General features: G+C 62.7%; 21 protein-coding genes and 2 riboswitches. Of the genes, 9 read left to right on the top strand and 12 right to left on the bottom strand.

Annotated features, from left to right (window positions below; all coding sequences use genetic code 11):
- Positions 1-106 precede the first annotated feature (106 nt).
- Positions 107-400: a hypothetical protein gene (locus RHP75_RS03495; RefSeq protein ID WP_233685972.1), complete on the top strand. Its 294-nt coding sequence runs from the start codon at positions 107-109 to the stop codon at positions 398-400.
- 42 nt (positions 401-442) lie between these two features.
- On the opposite strand, the gene RHP75_RS03490 is transcribed toward RHP75_RS03495, so the two are convergent.
- Positions 443-5,365, bottom strand: coding sequence for an alpha-2-macroglobulin (locus tag RHP75_RS03490; protein ID WP_311090465.1), 4,923 nt, complete (start codon positions 5,363-5,365; stop codon positions 443-445).
- A 330-nt stretch (positions 5,366-5,695) separates the two neighbouring features.
- On the opposite strand from RHP75_RS03490, the gene RHP75_RS03485 reads away from it, so the two are divergent.
- The 8 genes from RHP75_RS03485 to RHP75_RS03450 all read left to right on the top strand — a co-directional run bounded on the left by RHP75_RS03485 (position 5,696) and on the right by RHP75_RS03450 (position 17,434).
- Positions 5,696-7,066, top strand: coding sequence for an MATE family efflux transporter (locus RHP75_RS03485; protein ID WP_311091856.1), 1,371 nt, complete (start codon positions 5,696-5,698; stop codon positions 7,064-7,066).
- The gene (locus RHP75_RS03480; RefSeq protein ID WP_311090464.1) at positions 7,053-8,081 is read left to right on the top strand and encodes a sensor domain-containing diguanylate cyclase; all 1,029 of its coding nucleotides are present in this window, start codon (positions 7,053-7,055) and stop codon (positions 8,079-8,081) included. The genes RHP75_RS03485 and RHP75_RS03480 overlap by 14 nt, the downstream gene beginning before the upstream one ends.
- A 27-nt stretch (positions 8,082-8,108) precedes the next feature.
- Positions 8,109-8,564, top strand: coding sequence for a DUF2214 family protein (locus RHP75_RS03475; protein ID WP_311090463.1), 456 nt, complete (start codon positions 8,109-8,111; stop codon positions 8,562-8,564).
- 95 nt (positions 8,565-8,659) lie between these two features.
- Complete coding sequence (locus RHP75_RS03470) at positions 8,660-8,905, top strand: exodeoxyribonuclease VII small subunit (protein WP_160016186.1); 246 nt, start codon at positions 8,660-8,662, stop codon at positions 8,903-8,905.
- Positions 8,902-9,789, top strand: a complete 888-nt coding sequence (ispA, locus tag RHP75_RS03465) for a (2E,6E)-farnesyl diphosphate synthase (RefSeq protein WP_311090462.1) — start codon at positions 8,902-8,904, stop codon at positions 9,787-9,789. The genes RHP75_RS03470 and ispA overlap by 4 nt, the downstream gene beginning before the upstream one ends.
- Positions 9,790-9,902: 113 nt before the next feature.
- Positions 9,903-13,190: a carboxyl transferase domain-containing protein gene (locus RHP75_RS03460; protein ID WP_311090461.1), complete on the top strand. Its 3,288-nt coding sequence runs from the start codon at positions 9,903-9,905 to the stop codon at positions 13,188-13,190.
- Positions 13,191-13,284: 94 nt separating this feature from the next.
- Positions 13,285-15,183: a 1-deoxy-D-xylulose-5-phosphate synthase gene (gene dxs / locus RHP75_RS03455; RefSeq protein WP_311090460.1), complete on the top strand. Its 1,899-nt coding sequence runs from the start codon at positions 13,285-13,287 to the stop codon at positions 15,181-15,183.
- 66 nt (positions 15,184-15,249) lie between these two features.
- Positions 15,250-15,463, top strand: a riboswitch (cobalamin riboswitch).
- A gap of 99 nt (positions 15,464-15,562) precedes the next feature.
- Positions 15,563-17,434: a TonB-dependent receptor domain-containing protein gene (locus RHP75_RS03450; RefSeq protein ID WP_311090459.1), complete on the top strand. Its 1,872-nt coding sequence runs from the start codon at positions 15,563-15,565 to the stop codon at positions 17,432-17,434.
- A gap of 61 nt (positions 17,435-17,495) precedes the next feature.
- Here the strand turns inward: RHP75_RS03450 and RHP75_RS03445 are convergent, their stop codons facing one another.
- The 11 genes from RHP75_RS03445 to RHP75_RS03395 form a co-directional block, all read right to left on the bottom strand.
- The gene (locus RHP75_RS03445) at positions 17,496-18,293 is read right to left on the bottom strand and encodes a cobalamin-binding protein (protein WP_311090458.1); all 798 of its coding nucleotides are present in this window, start codon (positions 18,291-18,293) and stop codon (positions 17,496-17,498) included.
- Positions 18,293-18,709, bottom strand: a complete 417-nt coding sequence (locus tag RHP75_RS03440) for an MFS transporter (protein WP_311090457.1) — start codon at positions 18,707-18,709, stop codon at positions 18,293-18,295. The genes RHP75_RS03445 and RHP75_RS03440 overlap by 1 nt, the downstream gene beginning before the upstream one ends.
- Complete coding sequence (ribA, locus tag RHP75_RS03435) at positions 18,706-19,326, bottom strand: GTP cyclohydrolase II (RefSeq protein WP_311090456.1); 621 nt, start codon at positions 19,324-19,326, stop codon at positions 18,706-18,708. The genes RHP75_RS03440 and ribA overlap by 4 nt, the downstream gene beginning before the upstream one ends.
- 122 nt (positions 19,327-19,448) lie before the next feature.
- Complete coding sequence (locus RHP75_RS03430) at positions 19,449-20,096, bottom strand: TIGR02281 family clan AA aspartic protease (protein WP_311090455.1); 648 nt, start codon at positions 20,094-20,096, stop codon at positions 19,449-19,451.
- A gap of 17 nt (positions 20,097-20,113) precedes the next feature.
- Complete coding sequence (locus RHP75_RS03425; protein ID WP_311090454.1) at positions 20,114-20,842, bottom strand: transporter substrate-binding domain-containing protein; 729 nt, start codon at positions 20,840-20,842, stop codon at positions 20,114-20,116.
- 16 nt (positions 20,843-20,858) lie between these two features.
- Positions 20,859-21,389: a phosphatidylglycerophosphatase A gene (locus tag RHP75_RS03420; RefSeq protein ID WP_160016196.1), complete on the bottom strand. Its 531-nt coding sequence runs from the start codon at positions 21,387-21,389 to the stop codon at positions 20,859-20,861.
- Positions 21,382-22,350: a thiamine-phosphate kinase gene (gene thiL / locus RHP75_RS03415; RefSeq protein ID WP_311090453.1), complete on the bottom strand. Its 969-nt coding sequence runs from the start codon at positions 22,348-22,350 to the stop codon at positions 21,382-21,384. Before thiL ends, RHP75_RS03420 begins: the two co-directional genes overlap by 8 nt.
- Positions 22,351-22,357: 7 nt before the next feature.
- Positions 22,358-22,849 (bottom strand): transcription antitermination factor NusB, encoded by a 492-nt coding sequence (gene nusB / locus RHP75_RS03410; RefSeq protein WP_311090452.1) that lies wholly within the window; start codon positions 22,847-22,849, stop codon positions 22,358-22,360.
- Positions 22,846-23,322: a 6,7-dimethyl-8-ribityllumazine synthase gene (gene ribE, locus RHP75_RS03405; RefSeq protein ID WP_087515564.1), complete on the bottom strand. Its 477-nt coding sequence runs from the start codon at positions 23,320-23,322 to the stop codon at positions 22,846-22,848. The genes nusB and ribE overlap by 4 nt, the downstream gene beginning before the upstream one ends.
- 51 nt (positions 23,323-23,373) lie before the next feature.
- Positions 23,374-24,468, bottom strand: a complete 1,095-nt coding sequence (gene ribBA / locus RHP75_RS03400) for a bifunctional 3,4-dihydroxy-2-butanone-4-phosphate synthase/GTP cyclohydrolase II (RefSeq protein WP_160016199.1) — start codon at positions 24,466-24,468, stop codon at positions 23,374-23,376.
- 12 nt (positions 24,469-24,480) lie between these two features.
- Positions 24,481-25,143 (bottom strand): riboflavin synthase, encoded by a 663-nt coding sequence (locus RHP75_RS03395; protein ID WP_311090451.1) that lies wholly within the window; start codon positions 25,141-25,143, stop codon positions 24,481-24,483.
- 167 nt (positions 25,144-25,310) lie between these two features.
- Positions 25,311-25,469: riboswitch (FMN riboswitch) on the bottom strand.
- Between the last annotated feature and the right edge of the window lie 81 nt (positions 25,470-25,550).

Raw genomic sequence — 25,550 nt, 5'->3', positions numbered from 1 at the left:
ATGCCCAGCGCTGGCAGGACATGCTCTGTAGCGCTGCCATTCTGCCAAATGACTGGCACACTGGCGCGCAGCAGTCACCAATGCAGAGTCGAGTGGAACGAGAACTATGGGTGTAGAAGGCTTTTTTGAATCCCTGGGCGAAGCGGTTGGCTCGGTAATCCGCTTTATCGTCGAAGGCTTGAGCGGCTTTTTCGGCCTGCTCGGTGGGGCGGTCAGCAGCTTTATCACGGGCATGTCCAAGGCCTTGGGGGTGACGCCATCATTGCTCAGCATCGTGGTGCTGGTGGCCGGCCTGTGGCTGCTGTACCTGGCTGTACGTGCCTTTATCCGTCGCTCGATTATTGCCGGGGTGATCTGGCTGGTGCTGGGGTTATGGTTGCTCGGCGGCCTAATCGGTTAAGCCAAACAACAAGGCCCGCCAATTTGGCGGGCCTTGTGCGTTCTAGCGCTCTTTAACGATCAAACGCCCCGGCGTGGTGCCCAGGGCCTGCCAGTTCGGCCGGTACATCGACTCCACTTGCGGTGGCGGCACGCGGTAGCTTCCCGGGGTAACGGCGCGGGCCAGGTACAGCAGGTGGGTGGTGTCGTAGCCGTTCACATCCAGCGCGGCAACGTAGCGATCACCACGGAACTCCTGGTGCTTGATCGCCGCGTTCTGCATCGACTCACGCCACTCCTTCACCGCACTGCTGGCGTCATCCAGGCTGGCCGAGCTTTGTGCCAGGTTCTGGTTCTCCAGCTCCAGGCCTGCCGGCAGCAGGTCGACCACCAGTGCATCCGGTACGCGCTGCTGGGCGGATACAGCCAGATGCACCAGCACCAGCTCGCCGCTTTGCAGGTTGCTCAAGTCCAGCGTCTCACCGTCCATACCTAGGTATTCGCGGTAGATACTGAGGTTTTCACCACCGGCAGCTGGGGCCTGACTGGGGTAACCGGACAGGGTCAGCTGCTGATACAGCGGGGTATCACCCGGCTTGCTTGCCGAATTACGGATGCTCAACGGCGCAGTAAGGTCGCTGCCATCGAGCTTGAGCCCCGGCTGCGCATTACTAAGCTCGAAGGCCAGGCTGCCGCTTTGCAACGCTGCACTCCAGCTCGGCTCCGGCTTGCTCAGCAGGTTGCGCCCGGCCAGGTACAGCGAGTTGCGCTCCTGGGTCGACAGCCACTGCTGCCCGGATACTTCATCGGCCAGGTTGAACAGCCGCTCTTCGCGGCGGTTGCCGGCCAGGTCGTGCTCTTCCAGCAGCGCCAGAATCAGCGCCTGATCGCGCAGCGGGCTGCCGTAATCGGCCAGCCAGTTATTGCTGTCACGACCACGGGCCAGGCCGGCGGTCAGCAGCTCGTCGGCACGCGGCTGATCGCCCATTTTCTGCAGGGCCACGGCCAGGTGCACAAGCGGCAAACCGGAGCGTGCATCACTGCGCCGCTCATACAGGCTGCGCAGCGCACCCAATGGTGCCTGTTGACTGCGCGCCAGCACATAACCGGCGTAGGCCTGCACGGCAAAACGGCTGTGTTCGGCGTTGTCGCTGTAGTTGACCTCGATCAGGTGACGTTCCTGCAGGTAGCGCAGCAGGCGTTCATTGGCTTTTTTCAGCGCCTCTTCCGGTACGCCGAAGCCCTGCTCGCGGGCGCGCAGGAGGAAGTCGCTGACATAGGCGGTCAGCCAGTATTCTTCGTCGCTGTCCGCGCCCCACAGACCGAAGCTGCCGTTGTAGCGCTGCATGCTCAGCAGACGCTCGATGCCCAACTCGATGGAGCGCTTGCGCTGCTCATCCGGCTCGGCTTCCACGCCCAGGCGTTTTAGCGTTACAGCATCGGCGTACAGCGACGGGTACAGACCACTGGTGGTCTGCTCCAAGCAGCCGTACGGATACGCCTTGAGCGCACGAATCTGCTCGCCAAGGTTGAGCGGCGGACGACTAGAAATCGCCAACCGAGCTTCCAGACCCACCGTTTCAAAGGCGCTCAAGGCATCAGCAGGCAGCAGCCAGGCTTCGTCTTTGAGCACCGCGCGGAAGTGCTTCAACTGCGCCGGGTAGGCCGGACGAATGCCCAGCGTCCACTCACGGCTGAATGGCGGCAGATCCTCACCGGGCAGGGCCAGGCCGTTGACACTGACCTTGAAGCGCCCTTGCCCATAGCCGCCCAGCGCGGTGACCGGGATACGCAGAATGGTGCGCTGACCATCCGCCAGGGTGATCGGTGCAACCGCAGCCCCCGGATTCTGCGCCAGACGCAGCTGGCCTGCAGCGCTCAGTTGCACATCCAGTTTCTGCTCGCGCCCGGACAGGTTGCTCAGGTCCAGGGCCAGGGTGGTTTCATCACCGCCAGCGAGGAAGCGCGGCGCCGACAGCTCGGCGATCAGCGGCGCAGCGACCACTGTCTTGCCTTCGCCCATACCGTAGTGCTCAACGGTCCAGGCTTGCGCCATCAGCCGCAGTTCGCCGTTGAAGTCAGGGATATTCAGGCTGACTTCGCCTTCACCCAGCTCGTTCAGTTTCAGCGGTTCACTCTGCAACGCGACGATCAGCACACTGGTATCCGGACGCTTGCCGCCACCGGCCAGCGCCGCGTCACCGCCGAAGGCCAGTTTGGCCACCCGGCCCTGGCCGGCTTCGATCAGTTGCCCGTAGATATCCAGATGGTCCGCGCCATAGGCCTTGCGGCCGAAGAAGTTGGCGAATGGATCGGGCGTGGCGTACTCGGTGATATTGAGGATGCCGACATCCACCGCCGCGACCAGCACCTGCGCCTGTTTCGGGATGCTGCCGTCGGCGTTGCGCGCCTGCACCTTGACCTTCAGCGGCTGATTAGGACGCATCTTTTCCGCAGCAGTGAGGGTCAGCGCCAGTTTGCGCGGCGCACGTTCCAGCGGCAGATGCAGCAGGCCAACCGCACGTTTAGGCGTGGCATTGCTCTTGCGCTCGCCGGGGCGAATCACCAGGGCGCTGACATACAGGTCATGCCGCGCCCAGTCCTTGGCAATCGGGATGTCGAAGGTCTTGCCCTCAGCCGGTACGTCGACCTCTTGCCACCACAGAGGGCCTTCACTGGACTCCACCATCAGGTAGCCCTTGCCCGCAGCGGGCGGGGTGACGGTGACCTGGGCCGTATCGCCATCGACATACGCCGGTTTATCCAGCGCCAGCTTGACCTGATCCGGACGCACTGCGCCGCCGTCGGCGTTGTCCTGCCAGCGGTAGCCGGCCCAGAAGCGCAGGCTGCTGAGCAGGCCGGTCTGGCCGTCGATCACCTCAATGCGATACGGGCCCCACTCCACCGGAAAGCTGATCTTGGCGGTGCCACCGGCAGCGACCTTGAGGGTTTCTTCGTTAAGGGTGAGGAATTTCTCGGTGTAGTTATGGCTCCAGCCATCGCTCTCGGAGAAGTTCCAGAAGTAGTCACGGCGCTCACGAATCAGGCGCACGCTGAGCTGATCGGCCGCCAGCTTGTTGCCCTCGGCATCGGCCACCAGCACTTCAAACTCGGCCAGGCTGTCGGCGTCGACTTCCTCGCCATCGAACAGCCCGCGCACACCCGGAAGACGCTCGGCTGGCCAGACCGGCTGGATAATCCGCCGGGTAATCGCCCGGCCGCCGGACTCCTGCAGGCTGGCTTGCAGAATCAGACGCAGCGGCGACTTGGCGTCGCTCCAGCGGCTTTCGATATCCAGGCTGGCCTTGCCCTGTTCGTCGAGGCTGGTTTCATCCAGCTCGATGTCCTCGCTCAGCTCTTCTTCGGTGACCGAGCCGAACTGATAGCCTGGCAAACTCGCCACCGCCTCACGCAGCGGACGCACATAGAGCTGGCCACTGAGACGATTACCGGCGGCCGGGGCGCCATACAGGTAGCGCCCCGTCACGTCGAACTGGGCATTTTCTGCCGGGCTGTAAGGCACATCGCTGCCCTTGAGTTCCAGTGCCATGCGTTCGGGCAGGAAGTCTTCCACAGAGAACTCATACAGCTGCTGACGGCCATCACCGAGGTCGAACAGCAGCTGCCAGCGGCCGGTCGGCGCTTCGTCGGCCAGTTGCAGCTGGTACTGGTACAGACCGCTGTCATCAGCCTGCCAGACGAATTTGCGGCTGACCTGCTCATCCGGGCGACGCACTTCCACATTCACCGGCTGGGCTTTTACCGCGCGGCCATCGGCATCGCGCAGCAGGCCGTTGAGCAGCACGGTTTCGCCGGGGCGATAAAGATCACGCGGGCCGAACACGAAGAACTGCAACGGATGAGCGACGGGGCCGGCGATATCGAACTCGGCCAGATCCAGCGCCGCGGAATTCAGGCGTAGCAGGCTGGTCTGTTCGCCCTGGTGGGCCAACAGCACTTCGGCCTTGGGCGGCAGTGGCAGTTCGCCATGACCGGCACTGTCGGTCTTGCCTTCGGCCAGCACCTGGCCTTCTGCATCGAGGATTTCCAGAAGCACATCGCCCAGGGCATCACCGCCGGCCAGGGCCTGGGTGAACACATCGATACGGTTCTGGTAGCGCCGCGCGGACAGGCCGATATCACTCAGGGTGAACAGCGTGGCCGGCTGTGAGTAGTTGTAGCTGCCGGCTTCACGCATCACCGCCAGGTACACACCGGGCTGCTTGAACGGCTCTAGGCCGGCAATCGGCAGCAGCAAGGTTTCGCGGGTATTGCGCGCAGGGTTCAGATCGAAACGGCCGCCGTAAACCAGGTCAGCCATCGGCAGCAGGCTGCGGGCTTCCCAGTTGTCCAGATTGCTCGCGCGGCCCCAGCGGTTAAGGAAGGCCGGCAGCGATTCGGGCTTGATGCGGAAGAACTCGACATTGATCTTGTCGACGTTCAGCGCGATCACCGGCAGGCCTTCAGCGAGGCGCGTGGGCAGCAAGGAGCCACGGCTGGCGAAGCCGACGCTGGCTTGCAGATCACGGGTTTCCAGGCGGGTGACCTGCTCGGCAGCGAGGCTTTTGCCATTCAGCCCGAGCAGCCCGGCATCCACGGTCAGCACCAGCTTGCGCTGTGGCTCCAGGTGGCGCAGGCGCACCTCCATCAGATTGTCCGTCAGTTCCCAGGCGCCATCGACCTTGCCGTCTTTGCTATCGACCAGGTGCAGGCGCTCGGCGAGCTTCTGCTCGGGGTCGAGCGGCACCGAGAAGCTGATCGACAGCGTGCTGGCACCATCCAGCTGCACCTCCGAGACATCCACCACGGTCAGTTCGCGGCCCGCGTAGCGCTCGGCCAACGCCTTGCGGTCGACCGCCGGCTTGGCAGCCTCGCTGCTAACAGGCGGGGCTTGGGTCGCCGTCACTTCGGCTGGCCCAGGGGTGGATGAATCACAGGCGCTGAGCAGGCTCAGGACAAGTGCCAGAAGCAGTCCATTCTTCGGCATTGCGGGCTCCAACAAGGGTAGGTGCAGAGGCCTGACACTATAGTCGAGGCGCTCACCGACAACTAAGAACCTGTTAACGATCTGCTGCGCGTCGGCCCTGCGGCGTTAAAGTCAGGCTCGGATACTCATGTACAACTCGTACACTCCGCGTCTTCGCCTGCCTTTGCCTTGCAGGGTTCTAGCTCGCAAGACCATAAACAGGTTCTACGCGTACACATGCAAAATTGCTTGGCAGCGCACGCCTGTCGATCAGTGTTTAATAACCCGCCTGTGACATACGCCCGCGCATTTTGTTGCAGCTACCGCCAATCAAGTTTGAGAGCACATTTGATAAACGCCTTACGCGATGCCTGGCAGCACACGCCCACCCATAAACGGGTCTGGGCACTGGCTGCACCGATGATCCTCTGCAACCTCTCAGTGCCGCTGGTGGCGCTGGTAGACAGTGCGGTGATCGGCCATTTGCCGCACGCCCACCAATTGGCCGCCGTGGCTGTGGGCGGCAGCCTGTACACCTTGCTGACCTGGGCAGTGGGTTTCTTGCGCATGGGCACCACCGGGTTCAGCGCTCAAGCCGCCGGACGTAACGACGGAGGCGCGCTGCGTCGGGTGTTGCTACAGGGTTTGCTGCTTGGCGTGCTGCTGGCGGTGGTGCTGATCAGCCTGGCCATTCCCCTGAGCAGCGCCGCACTGGCGCTGATGCAGCCTTCCGCGCAACTCGATGAACTGGCGCGCAACTACCTGTATATCCGCCTGCTTGGTCTGCCCGCAGCACTGGCCACCTATGCCCTGGTTGGCTGGCTGCTGGGCACACAGAACGCGCGTGGCCCGCTAGCCATTCTGCTGACCACCAACCTGTTGAATGTCGCCCTCGACCTGCTGTTTGTCCTCGGCCTGCACTGGGGCGTGGCCGGCGCGGCCTGGGCCTCGGTGATTGCCGAATGGAGCGGCGCCCTGCTTGGCCTGTACCTGGCCCGCCGCGCCCTGCGCGCCTATGCCGGCACGCTGGACTGGGCGGCGCTGCGCCGCTGGTTGAACTGGCGGCCGTTGCTGGCGGTAAACCGCGACATCTTTATCCGCACCCTGGCGCTGCAGGCGGTGTTCTTTCTGGTCACCGTGCAAGGCACCCGCCTGGGCGATGAGACGGTAGCGGCCAATGCCCTGCTGCTTAACGGCTTGCTGCTCGCCGCCCATGCCCTCGATGGTCTGGCCCATGCATTGGAGGCGCTGTGCGGACACGCACTGGGCGCGCGTGATCGCAGTGCGCTAAAGCGCACGCTGATCGTCGCTGGCGGCTGGTCATTGCTCGCCAGTCTGGGTTTTGCGCTGTTCTTTCTGCTGGGCGGGCACTGGTTTATCAGCCTGCAGACCAATATCGTAGCGGTACGCGAAACCGCATTCGTCTACCTACCGTACCTCGCCCTGCTGCCGCTGATCGCCGTCTGGAGCTATCTACTCGACGGCCTGTTTATCGGCGCCACCCGCGCCCGTGAGATGCGCGACTCCATGCTGCTGGCACTGCTGCTCAGCCTGCCGCTGGCCTGGGCCCTGCAACCACTGGGCAATCAGGGCTTGTGGCTGGCCTTCCTGAGCTTTATGGGACTGCGCAGCCTGTGCCTGGGTGGCTATGCTTACCGCCTGACCCGTGCCGATCAATGGTTCGCCCCCAGCCCATCAGGAGCACCCCATGCTCAGCCCTGAAATGCCCTGCGATGAAGTCCTGCGCCAGCAGATTCTCGATGATAACGAACTGCTCGACACCCCCGCAGACGCCTATCTGGACACCCTGGTACGGGTGGTGCGTGAGGTCTTCGCGGTCAAGACCGTGCTGGTTAGCCTGATCGACCATGACCGCCAGTGGTTCAAGTCACGCATCGGCCTGGAGATCACCGAAACCCCACGGACCATATCCTTCTGCGCCCACGCGATTCTCGGCAACCAGCCTTTGATCGTCGAAGACACCTATAACGACCTGCGCTTTCACGACAATCCGGTGGTAATCAACAATCCGCAGATCCGTTTCTACGCCGGGCAACCGCTGTTCTCCCAGGAGGGCCAGCCGCTGGGCACCCTGTGCCTGATCGACCCGGCCCCACGGCAGCTGACGGACAAACAATTGCGCCTGTTTATCGACATGGCGACCCTGGTCGAGGGCTACCTGAAGCTGCGCCACGTCAGCGAGCAGACCGCGCAACTGCGGGCGGCGCTGAGCCGCGAACAGCGCAAGACCATGCTCGACCCGCTGACCCAGCTATGGAACCGTGCCGGTCTCAATCACTTTCTACCCAGGCAGCAGGAGCAAGCCGACGATCTGGGCCTGCAGCTCGGCGTGCTGTTCTGCGACCTGGATTACTTCAAGAAGGTCAACGACAACCACGGCCACGCCGCAGGCGATCAGGTGCTGTGGGAAACCGCCCGGCGCATCAGCGCGGCCGTGCGCCCACAGGATGTGGTGACGCGCAGCGGCGGCGAGGAGTTCGTGGTGCTGCTGCAGGTGCATGATGAGCATGAATTGCTGCAGATTGCCGAACGCATTCGCAGTGCCCTGAACAAGGAGCCGGTGGCCCTCGACGATCTGCAACTCAACCTGACCATCAGCATCGGCGCGGCCCTGCGCGGCCCTCAGGAACCACCGACAGCCACCATGAACCGCGCCGACCAGGCTCTCTATCAGGCCAAGGGCAATGGCCGTAACCGGGTTGAACTCGCCAACTGACCATCCACACCAGACAAGGGAAACCCTATGGGCCAAGCCATTGCCGCCTACCTGCACTACCTGTCGATCTTCCTGCTGTTCGCCCTGCTCAGCATCGAGCATGTGCAATTCAAACTGCCGCTGGACCTGCGCCGCGCGCGCAGCCTGATCATCACCGACATCGCTTACGGCATCAGCGCCGGCGTGGTGCTGTTCACCGGTCTGGCGCGCGTGCTCTGGTACGGCAAGGGCCTGGACTACTACCTGGGCAACAGCCTGTTTCACGCCAAAGTCGGCCTGTTCATCCTGGTCGGGCTGATTTCCGTGGTGCCGACCTTTGTCTTCCTTAACTGGCGCAACAGCCTCAAGGCCGGCGAAGTGCCGCAGGTCAGTCCCGCCAAGGCGCGTATGGTGATCATGGTGATTCGCCTGGAACTGTTGCTGCTACTGGCCATCCCATTACTAGCAGTGCTGATGGCACGCGGCCACGGCGTAATCGGCTGACAGCCAGCCACCTGCCGCGCTGATTTGCCCGCGCGGCATGGCTCTGCTAGTGTCGCGCCGGTTCCGACTCCCCGATCTACCCCGAGATATTCGCCATGGCCGCCCGCAAAAAAGCCGCGCTCGACTTTGAGCAATCCCTGACCGATCTGCAGAACCTGGTCGAACGTCTGGAAAACGGCGAGCTGTCGCTGGAAGACTCGTTGACCGCCTTCGAACAGGGCGTGCGCCTGACCCGCGATTGCCAGACCGCGTTGGCCCAGGCCGAACAGAAAGTGCAGATCCTCATGGAGCGCGACGGCGAGCTGGAGGAAGCACCCTTCGACGCGGACCAGCAGGCATGATTGCGGCCTACCAGAGCAGCTGCCAGAGCCGCGTCGATGCCGCCCTGGAAGCCCTCCTGAGCAGCCCTCGCCCTGAGCTGGAGCGTCTTTACGCGGCCATGCGCTACAGCCTGTTCAATGGCGGCAAACGCGTGCGTCCGCTGCTGGCCTACGCCGCCTGTGAAGCCCTCGGCGGCCAGCCCGAGCGCGCCAACGCGGCGGCCTGCGCGGTGGAGCTGATTCACGCCTACTCGCTGGTTCACGATGACCTGCCGGCGATGGACGATGACGATCTGCGCCGGGGCCAGCCAACCACCCACAAGGCTTTCGATGAAGCCTGCGCGATTCTTGCCGGCGACGGCCTGCAGAGCCTGGCCTTTGAAGTGCTCAGCGATGCCAAGCACAACCCGCACAACGCCGAACTGCGCCTGGCCATGCTCAACACCCTGAGCCGTGCCGCCGGCCCTGCAGGCATGGTCGGCGGCCAGGCTATTGACCTCGGCTCGGTAGGCCAGCAGCTCGACCAAGCCGCCCTGGAAGTCATGCATCGGCACAAGACCGGCGCACTGATCGAAGCCAGCGTGCAGCTCGGCGCACTGGCCAGCGAGCGTGCCGACGAGCACGCCCTGAAAGCCCTGCACACCTATGCCCGCGCCATCGGCCTGGCGTTCCAGGTGCAGGACGATATCCTCGACGTGGAAAGCGACACCGCCACCCTGGGCAAGACCCAGGGCAAAGACCAGGCCCACGACAAGCCCACCTACCCCGCCCTACTCGGCCTCGACGCGGCCAAGGCCTACGCCCTGGAGCTGCGCGACCAGGCTCTGCATGCCCTGCGCCCATTCGATCAGGCCGCTGAGCCGCTGCGTGATCTGGCGCGCTATATCGTCGAGCGGCGCAGCTAACACAGCAGCGCCTTATCACCGGCATCAATAGCCCAACACTTACTCGCTAAGGCTTGGTTTACCTCGCTCACAGAGCGCCTAAGATGGCTGCAGAATAAAAATCTGGAGCCACCATGCCCTCTACATCTGCGCCCTTCGCCGCTCTGCTGATCGCCAACCGTGGCGAAATCGCCATCCGTATCGCCCGCGCCGCCAGTGAGCTGGGCATTCGCTCGGTTGCCGTCTACGCCGAAGACGACGCGGCTTCCCTGCATGTGCGTCAGGCCGATAGCGCGGTAGCCCTCAAAGGCCGTGGCGTGCCGGCTTACCTGGATATGGATCAGCTGATCGAGATTGCTCAGGCGCAGGACTGCGATGCGGTTCACCCTGGCTACGGTTTTCTCGCGGAGAACGCCGAGTTCGCCCGTCGCTGCCTGGCCGCCGGGCTGTGCTTTGTCGGCCCCAGCAGCGAGGTGCTGCAGCTGTTTGGCGACAAAGCGGCGGCGCGCGAGCTGGCCGAGCGCTGCGCCGTGCCGCTGGTAGCCGGGATCAATCGGCCGATCAGCCTGGAGGAAGCCCATGGCTTTCTCGCCGAACATGGCGCGGTCATGCTCAAGGCCCTGGCCGGTGGCGGTGGCCGTGGTATGCGTCCGGTGCTCAGTGCCAACGAGCTGGACGAGGCCTTTGCTCGCTGCCAGTCCGAAGCCCGCGCCGCCTTTGGCAACGATGCGCTGTATATCGAACAGCTGGTAAACCAAGCCCGGCATATCGAGATTCAGGTGCTAGGCGACAGCACGGGCGCGGTGAGCCATCTGTGGGAACGCGACTGCAGCCTGCAACGTCGCCAGCAGAAGCTGGTGGAAATCGCCCCCAGCCCGGACCTGCCCGCTGCCACCCGCGCACAGATGATCGAGGCGGCGCTGCAACTGGCCGGCGCGGCGCACTACCAGGGCCTGGGCACCTTTGAATTTCTGCTGGACGCCGAACAACCCGAGCGCTTCTACTTTATGGAAGCCAACCCGCGTATTCAGGTCGAGCACACCGTGACCGAACAGGTCACTGGCGTCGATCTGCTGCACACCCAACTTAAACTGGCCGCGGGCATCTCCCTGCGCGAGCTGGGTTTGCTCACGCCGCCGGCCCTTAATGGCTGCGCGGTGCAGCTGCGGATCAATCTGGAAAGCATGAGCAGCGATGGCAGTACCCGCCCGGCTGCCGGCACCCTGACGGCCTACCAACCGCCCAGCGGCCCCGGCCTGCGCGTGGACGGCTATGGCTACGCCGGCTATCCGGTCAGCCCCAGCTACGACTCGCTGCTGGCCAAGCTGATTGCCCATGCGCCGGACTACCCCAGCACCCTGCGCCGCGCCTACCGTGCGCTGTGCGAATTCCGCCTGGAAGGCGTGGCGAACAATCTGCACCTGCTGCAAAACCTGCTGCGCCTGCCACAGGTCACGGCCTATAACGTCAGTACGCGCTTCGTTGAAAGCCAGCTGGACGCACTGCTGGCGGCCCAACCACAAGCCCATCCGCATCGCTATTTCGCCGCCAGCGCCGCGACCACCGCGCAAACCGCATCGGCAGTCGATGCACCACCCGGCTGCATGCCACTGGTCACGCCCAGCACCGGCGTGGTGGTCAGCCTGGAAGTGGGCGAAGGCGATGCGGTGGCCGTCGGCCAGAACATCGCCGTACTGGAAGCGATGAAGATGGAGTTCGTGGTCAAGGCCAGTCACAGCGGCATCGTCCGCGCGCTGGCGGTACAGGTTGGCAGCGCCGTCGGCGAAGGCCAGCCGCTGCTGTTTATCGAGCCCGCGGCGGTGGCTGCCGGGCAAGGCCAGAACGAGGAAAGCCTGGACCTCGACTACCTGCGCGCCGACCTCGCTGAAGTGCTCGAGCGCCACGCTATCACTCGTGACGAGCGCCGCCCACTGGCCGTGGCCAAACGGCGTAAGACTGGCCAGCGCACGGTGCGCGAGAACCTCGCTGAGCTGCTGGATGACGGCAGTTTTATCGAATACGGCGCCCTGGCCCTGGCCGCGCAACGCCGCCGGCGTTCGCTAGATGAGCTGATCGAGCAGAGCCCGGCCGATGGACTGGTAGCCGGTATCGGCACGGTCAACGCCGAAGCGTTCGGCAGCCAGGCGGCGCGCTGCATGACGATTGCCTACGACTACACGGTGTTCGCCGGCACCCAGGGCGTGATCAACCACAAGAAGACCGACCGCATGCTCGGTCTCGCCGCGCAGTGGCGCTTGCCCCTGGTGTTGTTTGCCGAAGGTGGCGGTGGCCGCCCCGGGGATACCGATTTCGTCGGTGTGGCCGGACTGGACTGCCACACCTTTGTCGGCATGGCCAAACTCTCCGGCCTGGTGCCGTTGGTGGGCGTGGTTTCGGGCCGCTGCTTTGCTGGTAACGCCGCCCTGCTTGGCTGCTGCGATGTGATTATCGCCACTGATAACGCGACTATCGGCATGGCCGGCCCGGCAATGATCGAAGGCGGCGGCCTCGGCAGCTTCAAGCCTGAGCAGGTCGGCCCGGTCAGTGTGCAGGGCCCCAATGGCGTCATCGACGTGCGGGTGTCCGATGAAGCCGCAGCAGTGCAGGTGGCCAAGCAGTACCTGAGCTACTTCCAGGGTGCGCTCAGCGCATGGGACTGCGCCGATCAGCGCGAGCTGCGCCACCTGATCCCGGAAAACCGTTTGCGCGTGTATGACATCCGCCAAGTGATTGCCACCCTCGCGGACAGGGACAGCGTGCTGGAACTGCGCCGCGAGTTCGCCCCAGGGCTGATCACTGCCTTTATCCGCATCGAAGGCCAGCCATTCGGCCTGCTGGCCAACAACCCAGCACACCTCGGCGGCGCCATCGACGCGGTTGCCGGCGACAAGGCTGCGCGCTTTATGCAGCTGTGCGATGCCTTCGATATTCCGTTGCTGTCGCTGTGCGACACCCCCGGCTTTATGGTCGGCCCGGAAGCGGAGAAGCAAGCCACGGTGCGCCATGTGTCGCGCATGTTTGTCGCCGCCGCCAGCCTGTCGGTGCCGTTCTTTACCGTGGTGCTGCGCAAGGGTTACGGCCTCGGCGCCCAGGCCATGGCCGCCGGCAGCTTCCATTCGCCGCTGTTTACCATCGCCTGGCCCAGCGCCGAGTTTGGCGCCATGGGCCTGGAAGGTGCCGTACGCCTGGGTTTTGCCAAGGAACTGGCGGCCGCGGAAGAACCCGCCGCGCGCCAACAGCTGTTCGACAAGCTTGTAGCTAAGGCCTACCAGAACGGCAAAGGCATCAATATGGCTAGCTTCCTCGAGATCGATGCGGTGATCGACCCTGTGGAAACCCGCGCCTGGCTGCTGCGCGGACTGAATGCCACGCCACGGCCGGCTGCGCGTGCAGGTAAGAAGCGCAGCGTCGATACCTGGTAATCCAGAGGATGCCGGACTGGCCGAACCATGTTTGGGCAGTTTCCGGCGCTTCGGGTAAACTGCCGCATCTTTTACACCTATAACGATCTGCCTGATGCCGACGACCTTCCACGAGATTCCCCGTGAGCGCCCGCTGACGCCCCTTCTAGACCGCGCCAATACGCCGGACGAGCTACGCCGTCTGGGCGAAGCCGAACTGGAAACCCTGGCCGACGAGCTGCGCCAGTACCTGTTGTATACGGTCGGGCAGACCGGCGGGCATTTCGGCGCGGGCCTCGGCGTGATCGAGCTGACCGTGGCCCTGCATTACGTCTTCGACACCCCGGATGATCGCCTGGTGTGGGACGTCGGCCATCAAGCCTACCCACACAAGATCCTCACCGGGCGCCGCGAGCAGATGGGCAGCCTGCGGCAGAAGGACGGCATCGCCGCCTTCCCGCGCCGCTCGGAAAGTGAGTACGACACCTTTGGCGTCGGCCACTCCAGCACCAGCATCAGCGCCGCCCTGGGCATGGCCATCGCCGCACGCATCCAAGGCAGCAAACGCAAGAGCGTAGCGGTGATCGGCGATGGCGCCCTGACCGCAGGCATGGCTTTCGAGGCGCTGAACCACGCCAGCGACGTCAACGCCAATATGCTGGTGATCCTCAACGACAACGATATGTCGATCTCCAAGAACGTCGGCGGCCTGTCCAACTACCTGGCCAAGATCCTCTCCAGCCGCACCTACGCCAGCATGCGCGAGGGCAGCAAGAAGATCCTCTCGCGCCTGCCGGGCGCCTGGGAAATCGCGCGCAAGACCGAAGAACACGCCAAGGGCATGCTGGTACCCGGCACCCTGTTCGAGGAGCTGGGCTGGAACTATATCGGCCCGATCGACGGCCACGACCTGCCGACCCTGCTGGCCACCCTGCGCAATATGCGCGACCTCGACGGCCCGCAGTTTCTCCATGTAGTGACCAAGAAGGGCAAGGGCTTCGCCCCGGCCGAAGCCGACCCGATTGGCTACCACGCGATCACCAAGCTGGAGCCTATCAACGCACCAGCAGCACAACCCAAGCAGGCCGCCGGCCCGAAATACTCCAGCGTATTTGGCCAATGGCTGTGCGATATGGCCGCGGCAGACCCGCGCCTGGTCGGCATTACTCCAGCAATGAAGGAAGGCTCGGATCTGGTGGCCTTTAGCGAGCGCTATCCCGAGCGCTATTTCGACGTAGCCATCGCCGAACAGCATGCGGTGACCCTGGCGGCCGGCATGGCCTGCGATGGCGCCAAGCCGGTGGTGGCGATCTATTCGACCTTCCTGCAGCGCGCCTACGACCAACTGATTCACGACGTGGCTGTGCAGCACCTCGACGTACTGTTCGCCATCGACCGCGCCGGCCTGGTCGGCGAAGACGGCCCGACCCACGCTGGCAGCTTCGACATTTCCTACCTGCGCTGCATCCCCGGCATGCTGGTGATGACGCCGAGCGATGAAAACGAGCTGCGCCGCATGCTCACCACCGGCCATCTGTTCGATGGCCCGGCAGCGGTACGCTACCCACGCGGCAGCGGCCCGAATGCGGCCATCGAGCCTGGCCTGGAGCCACTGGAAATCGGCAAGGGCATCGTTCGGCGCCAAGGCAGCCAAGCGGCCCTGCTGGTATTCGGCGTACAGCTGAGTGAGGCGCTCAAGGTGGGCGAGGCACTCGACGCCACCGTGGTCGATATGCGCTTCGTCAAACCGCTGGATGAGGCATTGGTACGCCAGCTGGCGGCCAGTCACGAACTGCTGGTGACCATCGAAGAGAACAGCGTGATGGGCGGTGCCGGCAGTGCGGTCAGCGAGTTCCTCGCCCACGCTGGCATCCTCAAACCCGTGCTGCATCTGGGCCTGCCGGACTATTACGTCGAGCACGCCAAACCGGCGCAAATGCTCGCTGAGTGCGGGCTGGATGCCGCCGGTATCGAAGCTTCCGTCCGTGCGCGCCTCGACAGCGTTTCTGCATGAATACCGCTCATCCAGAGCTAAATCAGGCTTGCTTGTAATTCATCCAACCGCGCATTAAGGTGCGCGGCGTTTTACTTCCGCCAAGGTGCGCCCTTCCACAATGAAGCGGCGTTAAACGGGAAGCCGGTGCGTTCTGAGGAACCATCCCGGCGCTGCCCCCGCAACGGTAATCGACCGCAGAACCGTTCTGCACGTCACCTCAACGCCACTGGGTTATCCCGGGAAGGCGAGGCGGCGCACGTCGAGAGCCCGGAGACCGGCCTTGCTGGATGTGACTGGTGTTGCGGAGGGCATCACCGTCAAGCTCAGGCTGCGTTCGCGCGCCCGTTCTTGCCCCTGCCCTCCTCAAAAGTCGTTCGACCTTTTGAGGATTCTCTACGTGAAATTGTCCCGTCTTGCCCTGGCTGTGGCGCTGATGCCGCTGGCTACTCATGCAGATCCACTTGAGTTGCAGCCATTGGTTGTGACCTCCGGGCGTCATGCCGAACCGGTCCAGCAGACTACAGCTGCAACCACAGTATTCACCCGCAAGGACATAGAACGCCTGCAAGTGCGTAGCGTGGCTGAGTTACTTGAGCGCGTACCCGGCGTCAGTGTCAGCCGTACCGGCGGCGCAGGCAGCCAGACCGGCCTGTTTGTGCGCGGCACCTCAACCGCGCAAACCCTGGTTCTGGTAGACGGCCAACGTATTTCTGCCGCGTCCAGCGGCACCAGCAGCCTGGAGTTTCTCAGCCCGGAGCAGATCGAACGCATTGAAGTCGTGCGCGGCGCGCGTTCGGCGCTGTATGGCTCCGATGCCATCGGTGGCGTCGTACAGATTTTCACTCGCCAAGGCAGTGGCGACGGCCTCAAGCCTTATGTGCGCCTTGGCGTCGGTAGCAACCAGACCTTCGAGCGCAGCCTTGGCGTGTCCGGCGGCGACGCGCGGACTCACTTCAACCTGGGGGCTGCACTCGATGAAACCCAGGGGATCGACGCCACGCGCGATAACTTCGGTGCCAATGGCGATGACGATGCCTACCGCAATAAATCGCTGAGCCTGAATCTCTCGCATCGCTTCAATGACGATCTGAAGATCGGCTTCAGCGCCCTCGACCAGCGCGGCCAGAGCGAGTTTGAGGACATCTTCAGCACGTCACTGCCCACTACGGACTTCCAGCTCAGCAGCCTGTCCAGCTACATCGATGCCAATCTCAGCGAAGCCTGGAATAGCCGCCTGGAAATCGGCCACAGCGAGGACAAGCGCGACACTGGCAACGACCAGCCACAGGCTGGTGCGGACTCGCTCTACAGCTTCAACACCTATCGTGACTCGGCTAACTGGGTGAACACTCTGACCCTCAGCGAGCGCCACCAGGTGCTGTTTGGCGCCGACTGGTACGAAGACCGTCTGCGTAGCGACACGGACTTTGTCGAGGACTCGCGCTGGAATCAGGCGGCATTTATTCAGCACAGCTACAACGCCGAATACTTCTTAACCGAGCTAGGTCTGCGTCATGACAAGAACCAGCAGTTCGGCAGTAAAAACACCTGGAACGCCGCACTGACCGTGCCATTCAATGACGACAACGACCTAATCCTGTCCTACAGCGAAGGCTTTCGCGCGCCGACCTTCAACGACCTGTACTACCCCGACTTTTGTTTCGGCGGCTTTTGCTCCGCGAGCGCCAACCCGGACCTGGAGCCAGAAACATCCAAAAGTTATGAGGCACAGTGGCGCAGCCGCTACAGCGAAACCGGCACCCTGGAACTATCGCTGTACCGTATCGACCTGCAGGACGCGATTGTTCTCGACCAGAACTTCATTCCGCAAAACGTGCAGACCGCTCGCATAAACGGGTTCGAAGCGGCGCTCCAGCAGGAACTGTACGGCTGGCAGGGCAACCTGACACTCGCGCTGATCGACCCACGGGATCGCGACACTGGCCACACTCTCGCACGCCGCGCCAAACGTACGCTGAGCCTGGATTTAGACCGTCCGTTCGGTGACTTTTCAGTAGGCGCCAGTTGGCGCGCAGTCAGCGGCCGCTATGACGACGCCGCCAATACCCGTGAGCTGGGGGGTTACGGCCTGCTTAGCCTGCGCGGCAAATGGCAAGCGACCAAGGAAGTGGCATTCGACCTGAAACTGAACAACCTCTTCGACAAGGACTATGCCGAAGCGACCTACAGCACCACCAACGGACGCTTCGGCTACAACAGCGAAGGCCGCACCGCGCTGTTTGCCGTGACCTGGACACCTCAACCTTGAGCCGTCAGCTAGGCGCTCAATAGCCCCCAAGAGAAAGCCCCGCCAAACGCGGGGCTTTCTCTTAGTGCGCCTTGCTCAATACCTCACACAGACGGTCGATGGCAGCCAGCATCTGAAAGCTCGGCCGCTCCAGACCTGCATCCGGCACCAACCACAGCTGCTTGCGCTCAACTGCCGTCACGCCCGGCCAGATGCGCCAGGCGTCCAGCTGCCCTTGCACGCCAGCCAAAATCACTTCTGGGTTCGCTTGCAGCACGGCCTCCACGCTGACCTGCGGCGCAGGCAAGGTGAGCTCGGCAAAGATATTCTCGGCTCCACAGATACGCAGGGCGTCGCTGATAATCTGCTGGCCGCCAATGGTATACAGCGGCGTATCCCAGACCTGATAGAACAGCCGCAAAGGCTGCTCACGCTGATAGCGCTGACGCAACGCGGCCAAGCCGCTATTGAATTGCTGACGCAGTTGCCGGCCCTGCTCGGCACGGCCGATACGCGTGCCGATTTCGACGAAGTTCTCCGCCAGATCAGCCAGCTTGCGCGGTTCGACGATCAGCAGGGGAATCCCCATACGTTGCAGCTGTTGGCGTTGCGCACTGCTGATGCTGTCGGGCCAGAGCAGCACCAGATCGGGTTGCAATTCGAGCAGACTTTCCAATTCAAGCTGGCCATACCGGCCAACCGAAGGTAGCTGCGCGACCACTGCCGGGCGCTCGCCGCCATCGAGCAGGCCAACCAGCAGCTCGCCCGCGTCCAGCTCCAGCATGATTTCCGTCAGCGATGGCGCCAGAGTCACTACCCTCTCGACCGCTGCGGCGGGCAACGCCAGCAACAGCAGCAAACAGAGAATGGCGGCGCGCATCAGCCGAGTTGGCGAGGAATGCGGTAGAGATACAGCAGAACGATGCTGGAAATCGCCAGAAGGATCAGCGCAATCGCTTCCAGGCCAGCGAATACCGCAATGGCGGCAATCCAGGCCGGCAGCGCCGCACCGAGAAAGGCCAGGCGACGGACACGTGCCAGTTCAAGCCAGGCATCGTGTTCGTCTACTGTATCGAGGGCTTTTTCCGTGGCCACCAGCGCGCGTTTGTAGGCACTGAACAGCGGCAGGCTGACAAACATCGAGGCTAGACCTGCGATAAACAGCGGCATGGTCAGCAGGCCAGTTTTCTGCTCGGCACCAAACAGCAGGTTGAGTACGAACAACGGCACCAAGGTCACGGCCAGCTGCCGCCACCACTCCAGCGCCAGTCGCCGGCGCACTTCGCCGCGCGTCACAGGCTTTCCTCGACCTCGCCCTGGTGCAGGCTGCCGAGCATATGCCCGAGTTTTCCGGCCTTGGTGGCGAGGTATTTTTTGTTGTGCGGGTTGTGATCGATCTGCAACGGCACACGGGTGGCTACATTGATGCCCATGTCGCCCAGCGCCTTGACCTTGCGCGGGTTGTTGGTCATCAGTTTGAGCTGGGTGATGCCCAGGTGATCGAGCATCGGCAGGCAGATCGCGTAGTCACGCTGATCTGCGCCGAAACCCAGACGCTCATTGGCCTCAACGGTATCGGCGCCGCCGTCCTGTAGCTCATAGGCGCGGATTTTGTTCAGCAAACCAATGCCACGGCCTTCCTGACGCAGATAGAGCAGAACGCCGCGGCCTTCATTGGCAATCGCACGCAGCGCCGCTTCGAGCTGAAAACCGCAGTCACAACGCAAGCTGAACAGTGCATCACCGGTCAGGCATTCGGAATGCAAACGGCCCAGTACGGGCGCACCATCGGCCACATCACCAAAAGTCAGGGCTACATGCTCCTTGCCAGTGGCCTCTTCGAGGAAGCCATGCATGGTGAATACGCCAAAGGGCGTAGGCAGCTGGGAGGCGGCGACAAACACGACGGACACCGGATGCTCCTAAAGAAAATGGGCAGGAATAATCAGGCCGGCATTGTAACAGCAGGCCTTGGCAGCCGCTTAGCCTGAATTACTGATGATAAGCATCGAGCCAACGCGAGATGGCCAAAGCGCTAGTACTTGGACTCCAACACCAACGCGTCCTGCTCAACCTTCCAGCCGACGCGACTGAGGAAACTCATGCCGAGCAAGGCCTCGGTAGGCGAACCACCTTCCAGCACCACGGCATCGACGCCCAGCACTTCCAGCTCACCGACCTTCACCCGATCCAGCGTCACGCGCCAACCACGCGCAGTACCGCTGGCAGTGCTGACCTGCAAGGGCGCACCAATCACTCGGTAATCAATACCCAGGCGGCGCGCATGCTCATCATTCAGGGCGACCGAAGTGGCGCCGGTATCCACCAGAAACTGGATGGACTGACCATTGACCGAGCCTGCGATCCAGTAATGCCCACCGATGCCTTTCGCCACACTGAGCTGCTTCTTCTGCGCCTCGGCAAAGCCATCACTGTACTCGCGGCTCAGGCTGTAGCTGCGCTCAACACCATCGACACGCAACACTGCACCACGGCTGTCGGCACTAACCACCACTACGCCACCAGGACCAACCTGACCGACCTTGACCAGTTTGCGCTGACCATCGACATTCAACACCGCCGCGCCAGGGAACAGGCCGACAACCCGCACCTGGGTGGCCGCCATAACGCCACTGCCAATTAGCAGCGACAGGCTCAATAACAGTGTTTTCAAGGCGCACATGGGATGTCTCGCACAGGTTAGTCAAACGGGTAAGGTTGCTGCCAACGCTGGAAGATCGGCCGTAGGCTACCGTCCGCCACCAGGCTATCCATACGCGTGTCAAACAGCTCAGCCAGGGTTCGGCCACGCGGTGTATCGGCAAAACCCAGGTAGATCGGTAGTTTGGTCAGCTGGGTAACACGATAGCGCTCGGGCTGACTGGCCGTGCTCAGCACATCCTCGACTTCGGTCAGAGCATCGAGATAGAAATCCACATGGCCGATTTCCAGCATGCCGAGGATACCGCCACGGCGCAGTACTTCGCGGTACTGGCGCAAATTTGGCAGATAACGCTGGTACTCATAACCGCGCACCCAGACAAGGCGGTATTCGCCAAGGGTTTCTTGGCTGGGAATGGGTTTATCCCGCAGGCCCAGCGCGGCAATCTGGTCGGCGTCGTAGTTCCAGCGCGGATAGAACACGCCCTGCTCAACTTCGTTCAGGTAAGAACCCGCCCAGGCATCGGCAGCTCCGCGCTGTACCAGGCCGATGGAGCGGGTGTAAGGCACACTCTGGATCTCCAGCTGCACGCCTGCAGGTTCGAAGATCGTGCGGAAAATCTCCCACGCCATGCCGCTGCCATCCGCATGGGTGTGCCCTTCCCAGGTTTCGCTGGCAATACGGATCTGCGTAGACTCATCGGCGCACAACGGCCCGCTGACAACGCTTATCACCAGCCACAGCAACCACCGACAGCAGCGGCCCATTAGCTATCCCTTTTGATTACCAACCCAGCGCCGCAGCCAGCCCATTCGCCCAGCCCCAGACAATCAGCTGCAGGGCCATCCAGGCGAATACGCCGGCAAGCACGTCATCGAGCATGATGCCAACACCGCCATGCACGTGCCGATCGATCCAGCGAATCGGCCATGGTTTGAGGATGTCGAACACCCGGAACAATAGAAAGCCTAGCAGCAGCCAGCCCCAGCCGTCCGGCACCAGCCAGAGGGTAATCCACATGCCGACCATTTCGTCCCAAACGATACCTTCGTGGTCGTGCACGCGCAGGTCATCGGCCACCTTGCCGCACAGCCAAAAGCCAAACAGCATGGTGATGCCGAGCATCAGCCAGTAACCCCAGTCCGGCAGCATCTGCAACAGTGGAATAAACGGCAACGCTACCAGCGAACCCCAGGTACCTGGGGCTTTCGGCAAGGTGCCGGAGCCAAAACCGAAGGCCAGGAAATGCCAGGGGTTGCGCCAGACCGAAGGCGGCACGAACTCGGCGGGGACTTGCTTGGGATGATCAGTCACTGGCACTTCCAAAATGTTGATAGCCGCTGTGTGGCTGTTGCACGGGCCGGCCTTGCGAGTCCAGCAGAGTAACGCCCTGGCCGGCCACAACACGACCAATCACTTGCACAGGCCAGCCAGCCCGCTGCAAGTCCGCCAGATACTGCTCAGGCAGAGTGAATGCCAGGCGGTAATCATCGCCACCACTCAATGCGCACTGACGCGCCACCGACGCCCCGGCAAACGCCAGCAAGGCGGCTGACATCGGCACCTGCGCCAGCTCAATCACCAACTCAACACCGGACGCGGCGGCAATATGGCCACAGTCAGCCAACAAGCCATCGGAGATATCCAGCGCGGCAGTAGCCTTACCACGCAGCGCCTGGCCCAGATCGAGCTGCGGTATAGGCGACCAGTAACGCGCCAGCAACGGCTCGGCCACTACGGACTCGGCTTGGCGCTGCCCCAGCACCAGCGGCAAGGCACCGGCAGCATCGCCCAACTCACCACCAACGCAGAGCAGATCACCGATTTGCGCGCCCGTACGAGTCAGCGCCATGCCAACCGGCAAGCGGCCGAACACAGTCAGGGTGAGGCTCAGGGGACCACGGGTGGTATCGCCGCCGATCAGACGAATGGCGCAGTGCTGCGCCATCTGATCGAGGCCAGAGGCGAATGCCTGCAGCCAATCGGCATCGGCACTGGGCAAGGTCAAGGCCAGGGTAAAGCCGACAGGTGCGGCGCCCATGGCGGCCAGATCACTGACCGAAACGCCGAGCGCACGTTGCGCCAGCAGAAACGGATCGGGCGATTCGGGGAAATGCACCCCGGCGACCAGGGTGTCGGTAGAAATGGCCAACTGCTCACCAGCTGGCACCTGCAGCAGGGCGCAGTCGTCGCCGATGCCCAATGCCACGCCTTCGCCAGCCTGCGCACAAGACGCAGCGGCGAAGAACTGACGGATAAGCTCGAACTCACCCAAAACAGGCTTAACGCTTGTTAGCGCGAACTTCGTCCGCGCGTAGACGCGGTGCCAGCTTGTCCAGCACGCCGTTAACGAACTTGTGTCCGTCGGTGGCGCCAAACACCTTGGCCAGTTCGATGCCTTCGTTGATCACCACGCGATAAGGGATATCGATGCGGTTTTTCAGCTCGTAGGTCGACAGACGCAGGATCGACAACTCCACCGGGTCGATCTCATCCAGCGGACGGTCGAGCAGCGATTCGAACGCGCCATCGATCTCGGTCTTCTGCCGCGGCACGCCGTGCAGAATCTCGTGGAAGTAGGCACCGTCCACGGCAGTGAAATCGTTATCGACGCGGAACTGCGCTTCGATCTCGTTCAGCGATTGCCCAGCCATGTGCCAGGAGTACAGCGCCTGCATAGCCAGGGTGCGCGCCTGACGGCGCGCGAGGGTCTTGCTGCTAGGGCCTTTCTTCGGCGCTTGTGGCTGCTGCCCGTTACCGTCGCTCTGGCTCACTTGGCCTCCAACTGCGCCAGCAGGCTGACCATTTCCAGGGCGGACAATGCAGCTTCCGCGCCTTTGTTGCCGGCCTTGGTGCCGGAACGTTCAATGGCTTGCTCGATGGAATCGACAGTCAGCACGCCAAAGGCAACCGGTACGCCGAACTCCATGGACACCTGGGCCAGGCCCTTGGTGCATTCGCCAGCAACGTATTCGAAGTGCGGAGTGCCGCCACGAATCACGGCACCGAGGGCGATGATGGCGTCGAAATCACCACGCTGGGCGACTTTCTGCGCCACCAGCGGGATTTCGAAAGCACCCGGCGCGCGGATGATGGTGATGTCGCTTTCGCTCACGCCGTGGCGAACCAGGGCGTCAACTGCGCCGCTTACCAGGCTTTCGACAACGAAGCTGTTAAAGCGGCCGACGACCAGTGCAAAGCGGCCCTTGGGGGCGATAAAAGTACCTTCGATGGTCTTCAGGGTCATAACGCGTCTCGTCTATTTAAAGAGCCGGGCCGCCAGTGGCGACCCTTGGGATTATTTGGAGGGCAAGTATTCTACAACTTCCAGATCGAAACCGGATATTGCATTGAACTTCATTGGCGAACTCATCAGGCGCATCTTGCGCACGCCGAGGTCGCGCAGAATCTGCGAACCGGCACCCACGGTGCTATAGGTGGTCGGGTTGGCGACTTTCGCCTCACCGCCCAACTGGCGCTCAAGGTGAGCCAGCAGATCCGGGCCGGTCAGCGGGTTACCCAACAGCAGCACCACGCCGCTGCCATCTTTGGCCACTTCCGCCATGGCCGCCCGCAGGCTCCAACGGCCCGGCTGGTTGACCATAAACAGGTCGCGCAGCGGGTCCATGTTGTGCACCCGTACCAGCGTTGGCTCTTCCGCACAGATTTCGCCCAGAGTCAGGGCCATGTGCACATCGTTCTCCACCGAGTCACGATAGGTCACCAGATTGAACTGGCCCAGCTCGCTGTCGAGCACCTGTTCGCTGACGCGCTCAACGGTGCGCTCGTGGATCAGACGGTAGTGAATCAGGTCAGCAATGGTACCGATCTTGATGCCGTGCTCGGCGGCGAAGACTTCCAGCTCAGGACGACGCGACATGGTGCCGTCGTCGTTCATGATTTCGCAGATCACCCCACTCGGCTCGAAACCGCCCATGCGCGCCAGGTCGCAGGCCGCTTCGGTGTGGCCGGCACGCGCCAGCACACCACCAGGCTGAGCCATCAGCGGGAAGATGTGGCCTGGGCTGACGATGTCATCGGCCTTGGCGTGCTTGGCGGCGGCGGCCTGCACAGTACGCGCGCGGTCGGCAGCGGAGATACCGGTGGTCACCCCCTCTGCAGCTTCGATGGACACGGTGAACTTGGTGCCGAAACCGGAACCGTTGCGCGGCGCCATCAGCGGCAGCTTGAGGGTTTCGCAGCGCTCGCGGGTCATCGGCATACAGATCAGGCCACGGGCGAAACGCGCCATAAAGTTGATATGTTCAGCGGTCACGCACTCGGAGGCGATGATCAGATCGCCTTCGTTCTCACGGTCCTCGTCATCCATCAGGATGACCATCTTGCCGGCGCGGATGTCTTCGACCAGTTCTTCGATACTGTTAAGAGCCATGCTGGCGATTCCTTATTTGTTCAGGTAGCCGTGTTCGGCGAGAAAACTTGCGGTCATGCCCGAGGCTTTCGACTCAGCGGCCTTGTCACCGAGCAGCAGACGCTCCAAGTAACGGGCCAGCAGGTCGACCTCTAGGTTGACCTGACTACCAGGGCGATAGTCGACCATGATGGTCTCGGCCAGGGTATGCGGCACGATTGTCAGCTCGAACTCAGCGCCGTTGACCGCATTGACGGTCAGGCTGGTGCCATCGACGGTGATCGAGCCTTTGTGAGCGATGTACTTGGCCAGCTCGCGCGGCGCGCGAATGGTGAACTGCACGGCGCGGGCATTATCGGCGCGGGCTATGACTTCGCCGACCCCATCAACATGACCGCTGACCAGGTGACCACCGAGGCGACTGGTAGGCGTCAGCGCCTTTTCCAGATTGACCTTGCTGCCGGCTTTCAAACTTATAAAAGCGGTATGCGCCAGGGTTTCGCGGCTGACATCGGCCCAGAAACCATCGCCCGGCAGTTCCACGGCCGTCAGGCATACGCCGTTGACCGCGATGCTGTCACCGAGTTTGACGTCGCCTAGATCCAGCTTGCCGGTTTCTACATAGACCCGTACGTCACCGCCCTTGGGCGTCAGCGCGCGGATACTGCCTATGGCTTCGACTATTCCGGTAAACATGCCACCCCCTGCATCGCACCCACGGCAAAATACTGGCGGATAACGCCAGAAGCCCGGGGCACGGAATAAAAATCAGACATCTAAACCAACTCCTGTTTTATAAAAAACAGGGCGCGTTTGATCGATAGGGATTTCGAGGCACACATGAGCGCGCCTTGTTGAGGCAATCCCGCTCTCTCTTTATCCGGACTTTAACCGTCGGCCCCGGAATCACACCGGGTCTGCTGACCTCGCCAAGCGGTTTACACCACCGGGCAAGCGCTCGCGGGCTAGGCCTTGCAGCCATTACCGCCGGTGGGGAATCACACCCCGCCCTGAGAACGTTACGGCTACTTGCATAGCCGAGACGCGTTTTACCACAAATTGCCAACGCCCTGCATCGGCAAACGACAGCCTGAATGCTGTGC

The organism is Pseudomonas sp. SG20056 (assembly GCF_031764535.1).
In the GTDB taxonomy this organism is placed as follows: domain Bacteria; phylum Pseudomonadota; class Gammaproteobacteria; order Pseudomonadales; family Pseudomonadaceae; genus Aquipseudomonas.
The sequence above is the reverse complement of the archived record's forward strand: the minus strand, read 5'-3'. Positions and strand labels throughout refer to the sequence as shown.

Coding starts and splice junctions, on each gene's coding strand:
- RHP75_RS03480 (WP_311090464.1), top strand. CDS start 7,053: ATGCTCAGCCCTGAAATGCCCTGCGATGAAGTCCTGCGCCAGCAGATT.
- ribE (WP_087515564.1), bottom strand. CDS start 23,322: ATGACCCTGAAGACCATCGAAGGTACTTTTATCGCCCCCAAGGGCCGC.
- ispA (WP_311090462.1), top strand. CDS start 8,902: ATGATTGCGGCCTACCAGAGCAGCTGCCAGAGCCGCGTCGATGCCGCC.
- RHP75_RS03460 (WP_311090461.1), top strand. CDS start 9,903: ATGCCCTCTACATCTGCGCCCTTCGCCGCTCTGCTGATCGCCAACCGT.
- RHP75_RS03425 (WP_311090454.1), bottom strand. CDS start 20,842: ATGGGCCGCTGCTGTCGGTGGTTGCTGTGGCTGGTGATAAGCGTTGTC.
- RHP75_RS03490 (WP_311090465.1), bottom strand. CDS start 5,365: ATGCCGAAGAATGGACTGCTTCTGGCACTTGTCCTGAGCCTGCTCAGC.
- dxs (WP_311090460.1), top strand. CDS start 13,285: ATGCCGACGACCTTCCACGAGATTCCCCGTGAGCGCCCGCTGACGCCC.
- RHP75_RS03475 (WP_311090463.1), top strand. CDS start 8,109: ATGGGCCAAGCCATTGCCGCCTACCTGCACTACCTGTCGATCTTCCTG.
- RHP75_RS03495 (WP_233685972.1), top strand. CDS start 107: ATGGGTGTAGAAGGCTTTTTTGAATCCCTGGGCGAAGCGGTTGGCTCG.
- RHP75_RS03445 (WP_311090458.1), bottom strand. CDS start 18,293: ATGCGCGCCGCCATTCTCTGTTTGCTGCTGTTGCTGGCGTTGCCCGCC.
- ribBA (WP_160016199.1), bottom strand. CDS start 24,468: ATGGCTCTTAACAGTATCGAAGAACTGGTCGAAGACATCCGCGCCGGC.
- RHP75_RS03430 (WP_311090455.1), bottom strand. CDS start 20,096: ATGTGCGCCTTGAAAACACTGTTATTGAGCCTGTCGCTGCTAATTGGC.
- RHP75_RS03395 (WP_311090451.1), bottom strand. CDS start 25,143: ATGTTTACCGGAATAGTCGAAGCCATAGGCAGTATCCGCGCGCTGACG.
- RHP75_RS03470 (WP_160016186.1), top strand. CDS start 8,660: ATGGCCGCCCGCAAAAAAGCCGCGCTCGACTTTGAGCAATCCCTGACC.